General features: G+C 62.5%; 5 protein-coding genes. 3 read left to right on the plus strand and 2 right to left on the minus strand.

Translation table 11 applies throughout. The annotated features are described in order from the left end of the window. Positions 1-1,346 (minus strand): cytochrome ubiquinol oxidase subunit I (locus tag EN994_RS16155; protein WP_164745956.1); only part of this gene is annotated, 1,346 nt, incomplete at its 3' end. Positions 1,347-1,606: 260 nt separating this feature from the next. Between EN994_RS16155 and EN994_RS16160 the strand changes: the two genes are divergently transcribed. Together EN994_RS16160 and EN994_RS16165 are read left to right on the plus strand one after the other, a co-directional pair. Further along, positions 1,607-2,533, plus strand: coding sequence for an ABC transporter ATP-binding protein (locus EN994_RS16160; protein ID WP_024502216.1), 927 nt, complete (start codon positions 1,607-1,609; stop codon positions 2,531-2,533). Beyond that, positions 2,530-3,291 carry an ABC transporter permease gene (locus EN994_RS16165; RefSeq protein ID WP_013528680.1) on the plus strand — a complete coding sequence of 254 codons (762 nt, stop codon included), beginning with the start codon at positions 2,530-2,532 and terminating at the stop codon, positions 3,289-3,291. Before EN994_RS16160 ends, EN994_RS16165 begins: the two co-directional genes overlap by 4 nt. Positions 3,292-3,446: 155 nt before the next feature. Here EN994_RS16165 and EN994_RS16170 read toward each other — a convergent pair whose 3' ends face one another. Continuing rightward, positions 3,447-4,484 carry a phosphatidylglycerol lysyltransferase domain-containing protein gene (locus EN994_RS16170; RefSeq protein WP_063169630.1) on the minus strand — a complete coding sequence of 346 codons (1,038 nt, stop codon included), beginning with the start codon at positions 4,482-4,484 and terminating at the stop codon, positions 3,447-3,449. A gap of 343 nt (positions 4,485-4,827) precedes the next feature. Here EN994_RS16170 and EN994_RS16175 point away from each other — a divergent pair. Continuing rightward, positions 4,828-5,455, plus strand: a 628-nt coding sequence (locus tag EN994_RS16175; RefSeq protein ID WP_164745957.1) for an NAD(P)/FAD-dependent oxidoreductase, incomplete at its 3' end; no start/stop codon positions are given.

Here is a 5,455-nt window from a genome sequence, read left to right on the forward strand (position 1 = left end):
GGCTGTGACATGGCGGCGTTCATGACGCCCGGCAGCGGCGATGAATCGCCGTCCTTCGCCGCCTTCAGCGCCAGGTGCACCAGCACGCCGAGATAGGCGATCAGCAAAAGCACATAGAGAACGAGGTAGGTCGCCAGCGTCAGCGCGACATGGCTGCCCGCCACCGGGCCGACCGCGTCTGCCGTTTTCAGCACGCCCGTCACCAGCCAGGGCTGGCGGCCGATTTCGGTGGTGTACCAGCCGGCCAGCGTCGCCAGCCAGCCCGACAGCGCCATCGGTACCATCAGCATGGCGAGCGGCTTCGGCAGGCTGTGCCGGCGCTTGAGGAAGAAGGCCGCCGACCATGAGACGAGCAGCATCGATATGCCTGTGCCGACCATCACGCGGAAACCCCAGAACACCGGAAAGACCGGCGGATGGTTGCCGGGATAATCGTTCAGTCCCGGCACGACACCGCTGGTCGAGTGCCGCAGCACCAGGCTGGCGCCGTCGGGAATGGCGATCTCGAATTTGTTTTCCTTCGCGGCCTCGTCGGGCAGGGCGAAGAGCACCAGCGGCACATTGGGGCCGGTGTTCCAGTTGGCCTCCATGGCGGCGATCTTCTGCGGCTGGTGCTCCAGCGTGTTCAGCCCATGCTGGTCCCCGGCGAAGATCTGAATCGGGATCAGGATCGCGGCCGTGAAGACGCCGGTGCGCAGCGCCTTCCACATCGATTCCGAACGGTCGCCGGTGAGATAGCGCAGCGCCGACAGGCCAGCGACCAGGAACGACACCGTCAGCCCGGACGCCAGCAGCATGTGGGTCAGCCTGTAGGGCATCGACGGGTTGAAGATGATTGCCCACCAGTCGACCGCATGCGCCACGCCGTCGCGCATCTCGAAGCCGGCCGGCGTCTGCATCCAGGAATTGAGCGCGATGATCCAGAACGCCGAGACGGTGGTGCCGCCGGCGACAAGCACCGTCGCCAGTGTGTGGATGCGGTTGGAAACGCGGCGGAAGCCGAACAGCATGATGCCGAGGAAGGCCGCTTCGAGGAAGAAGGCGGTGAGAATCTCGTAGGCCAGCAGCGGCCCGGCGATGTTGCCGACCTTTTCCATGTAGCCCGGCCAGTTGGTGCCGAACTGGAAGCTCATGGTGACGCCCGAAACCACGCCCATGGCAAAGGACAGCGCGAACACCTTCACCCAGGTGAAATAGGCGCGCATCCAGGCGGAATCGTTGGTCGCGTTGTAGCGCAGCTTGAAGAACAGCAGCACCCAACCCAGCGCAATGGTGATCGTCGGAAATAGAATGTGGAATGAAATATTCGCGCCGAACTGGATACGCGAAAGTATGAGCGGGTCCATGATGGGCTCCGGCTGCTGCAAATACTCGCGAAGAATAGGCCCGAAGCGAGTTCAGGTCAAAGCGGCGTCCTGCCGCGAGGCTGAACGCCACAGGACAATTTTGCCGGTTGCATGCCGCGCAACTCCGGGCCTGTGCGCCGCACCTGCAATGGCCGGCCGGCAACGATTGTCGAGAACTGTCAGCAGGGCATTGACTTGCGGTTGCAAGCACCGACATTCGGCCTATATCAGGGGACCTCTTCAAGCAGCCGTTTTCATCCATGCCTTCCATCCTGTCCATTTCCGGGGTCTCCAAGACCTACGCCACCGGTTTTACCGCGCTCAAGGAAGTCAATCTCGACATTCAGCGCGGCGAAATCTTCGCGCTGCTTGGGCCCAATGGCGCCGGCAAGACGACGCTGATCTCGATCGTCTGCGGCATCGTCAACCGCTCGTCGGGCACCGTCACCGTCGACGGCCACGACATCAACAAGGATTATCGCGCCGCGCGCGGTCTGATCGGGCTTGTGCCGCAGGAACTGACCATCGATGCCTTCGAGAGCGTCTGGGCGACGGTCAATTACAGCCGTGGCCTGTTCGGCAAGCCGGCCAACCACGGCTTTGTCGAGAAGGTGCTGCGCGATCTCTCACTGTGGGACAAGAAGGATGCCAAGGCGATCACCCTGTCGGGCGGCATGAAGCGCCGGCTGATGATCGCCAAGGCGCTGTCGCATGAGCCGCGCATCCTGTTCCTCGACGAGCCGACCGCCGGCGTCGACGTCGAGCTGCGCCAGGACATGTGGGCGATGGTGCGCCGGCTGCGCGAGGACGGCGTCACCATCATCCTCACCACGCACTATATCGAGGAAGCCGAAGCGATGGCCGACCGCGTCGGCGTCATCAACCGCGGCGAGATCATCCTGGTCGAGAACAAGGCCGAACTGATGCGCAAGCTCGGCCGCAAGCGGCTGGTGCTGGAACTGCGCAATCCGCTGACGGCCATTCCCGAGGCGCTCTCGCGCTATGCGCTGGAATTGTCGCCCGATGGCGGGCAGCTGACCTACACCTATGACAACCAGGCCGAGCGGCCCGGCGTCGCCTCGTTGATGCGCGATCTCGAGGCCGGCGGCATCCAGTTCCGCGATATCGACACGCAAAACTCTTCGCTCGAGGAGATCTTCGTCAATCTGGTGAGGAGGGAGCCATGAACCTTCGCGCAGTATGGGCGATCTACCGGATGGAAATGGCACGTGCTTTCCGCACCGTGCTGCAGAGCATCGTCTCGCCGGTCATCTCGACGTCGCTGTATTTCGTCGTCTTCGGCTCGGCCATCGGCTCGCGCATCACCGAGATCGACGGCATCAGCTACGGCGCCTTCATCGTGCCGGGTCTGATCATGCTGTCGCTGTTGACGCAGTCGATCTCCAACGCCTCCTTTGCCATCTATTTCCCGAAATTCGTCGGCTCGATCTACGAGCTTCTGTCGGCGCCGGTCTCCTATCTGGAGATCGTCATCGCCTATGTCGGCGGTGCCGCGACCAAGTCGATCATCCTCGGCCTGATCATCCTGGCCACCGCCTCGCTGTTCGTGCCGCTCACCATCCTGCATCCGTTCTGGATGCTCGCCTTCCTGGTGCTGACGGCGGTGACCTTCAGCCTGTTCGGCTTCATCATCGGCATCTGGGCGAAGAGTTTCGAGCAGCTGCAACTGGTTCCGCTGCTGATCATCACGCCGCTGACCTTCCTCGGTGGCAGCTTCTATTCGATCAACATGCTGCCCGAGGTCTGGCGCACGATCACGCTGTTCAACCCGGTCGTCTATCTGATCAGCGGTTTCCGCTGGAGCTTCTACGGCAAGTCCGACGTCTCGGTCGGCGTCAGCCTCGGCATGACGGTCGTCTTCCTGCTGATCTGTATAACGATCGTCGCCTGGATCTTCAGGACAGGGTATCGGTTGAGGAATTGACGGCAGAACGCCGCCAGGTCTGTTGAGATTCAGGTCAGGCCGAGTCGAAAATGGCGGATTCCGAGAACCGGAGCGGAGCGTACTTTTCGTACGTGAGCACCGGAAGCGCAGGAAGCCGCCATTTGCAGGCCGGCCTCACCTGAATATCGATACATCTAGATCGCCTTGACCAGCCGCAGCAACCCCAGCATCTCGACATACGTCCCCTTGCGGAAAGCGATGTAGACCGGCTCCTCGACACCGTGGAAGCGGCGCTTGAAGGCCGCCTGGCCCTGCAGGTTGAACCTGCGGCGATTGACCCAGGGCGAATCGTAGGCGCGCTGGAAGGCATTGCGCCAGAAATCGCTTTCGGCAAAGCCGCTTGGCCCGATATCGAGCATCGGCGACAGGCCGAGCGTGACCACCGAGATGCCCTCTTCGCGAAAACGATCGACGGCGAATTTGGTCAGGCCGACCTCGGCATGCGGCGAAGCGTCGATATGCTTGCGCTTGAAGGCCGTCGTGTAGCCGATGACCTTTCCGTTGCGGCACAGCGGGTCGAAGTCGAGCAGAGCGACCAGTCCGCCGTCGGGACCGTGCAGGACGAAACGGCGCATGTCGGTGCCGAGATGGTCGGCAAAGTTGCGGTTGAGAAAGCCCATCTCCCAGCGCTTGACGATGCGGTCGCCGCGCCAGTTTTCCGAAAGCCGGGCAATTTCATCCAGAAAAATCGTGCGCTTGTCCTCGTCGAACGAAAAGCCTTTCTTCAGCAGCCAGCGCTCGGAGTAGCGCACGGTCTCGTTGCGCTTCCCGGAAAAATCATGCTCGGGCAGGGTGAGGCGGGTGTCGATGCCGAGGCGATTGACCTTGTAGCCAAGGCCGGCCAGCACGCGTGCGGTGTCCTCGCCGACCTGCACGAACCACGGGCTGCCGGCGGTCTCGACGAAGCGCTTGATGTAATCGGCCCGACGCGCCGGAGCCGCCACCGGGTCGCCGAGCGCGAAATGGTGCTTCATCTTGGTACCGAAGGCGATGTAGCCGTCGGCGTCGCCGAAATAGGAGAGCTTGCCTTGCACGGCGGTGGAATAGGCGAGCGAGAAGTCGCCATAGCGGCGCACCAGTGCCAGGCGTTCGACATGGGTCAGCGCCTGCCGCTCGACCTCGGGCGCGGCGGCCTCAAGGATCTTGTCGAAATAGAACCGCAAGGAGGGCATGGTCGAGATTCCGCGTGCCGCCTACAGCGCCGGCCGTCCAGGACGCGCCAAGGTGCTGTAACACTTTGATTCTGCGCATGACTCGAAAATCGGAGTCGATTTCGGGCATGCGCGTGGGGATAACCGAGACCCGCCAGCCACCCCGAGCCTCGAATCAATCACATTGCCGCGACCTGATTACCGTTGATATCGCGCATATGCCATATAGAGCGCAACCGCGGCCCGGCGTACGGAGCTAATTCGCATCGCTCGAAATTTCGGCCGCGGTTTGCTGCAGGGATCCTGCGCGGGATCAAACGGTTACAGCGTCCTGCCAGCCTGGCGTCGAACGGGATTCGAGTGAATGACTGATACGACAATCAGATCGGTTGTGGATCTGCCGGCCAAGGTCGAGCCGGCAATCGTCGTCGGCGCCGGTGCTGCCGGGCTGGCCGTCGCGCACGCCTTGATGAACGCCGGCGTGCCGACGGCGATCCTGGAAAAGGAAAGCCGGTTGGCTGAGCCATGGCACCGGCGGCACCAGCAATTGCATCTCAACACCCACCGCGATCTTTCTTCGCTGCCTGGTCTCCCCTATCCACCCGGCACCCCCGCCTTTCCGCACCGGACGGTCGTCATCCGCCACATGAATGATTTCAGGGAGGAAAACCGGCTGCCGGTGCAGTTTGGCGTCGCTGTCGAAGAGATTGCCTTCAAGGGCGATCACTGGGCGGTACGGACCAGCGCTGGCCTGCGGCTGGCCCGCAATGTCGTCGTCGCCACCGGCCGCGACAGGCAGCCGTTCATTCCCGAATGGAAAGGCATGAAGGATTTCGTCGGGCGCATCATCCATTCGGCGGATTTCGGTGACGCACAGGCCTATGCGGGCCAGAAAGTGCTGGTCGTCGGCGCTGGCAATTCGGGTTTCGATGCGCTCAATCATCTGGCCGGCATAGACACGGCCGCCATCTGGCTGTCGGCCCGCATAGGCC

It is taken from the genome of Mesorhizobium sp. M7A.F.Ca.CA.002.09.1.1 (assembly GCF_003998555.1).
Classification (GTDB): Bacteria; Pseudomonadota; Alphaproteobacteria; order Rhizobiales; family Rhizobiaceae; genus Mesorhizobium; species Mesorhizobium ciceri.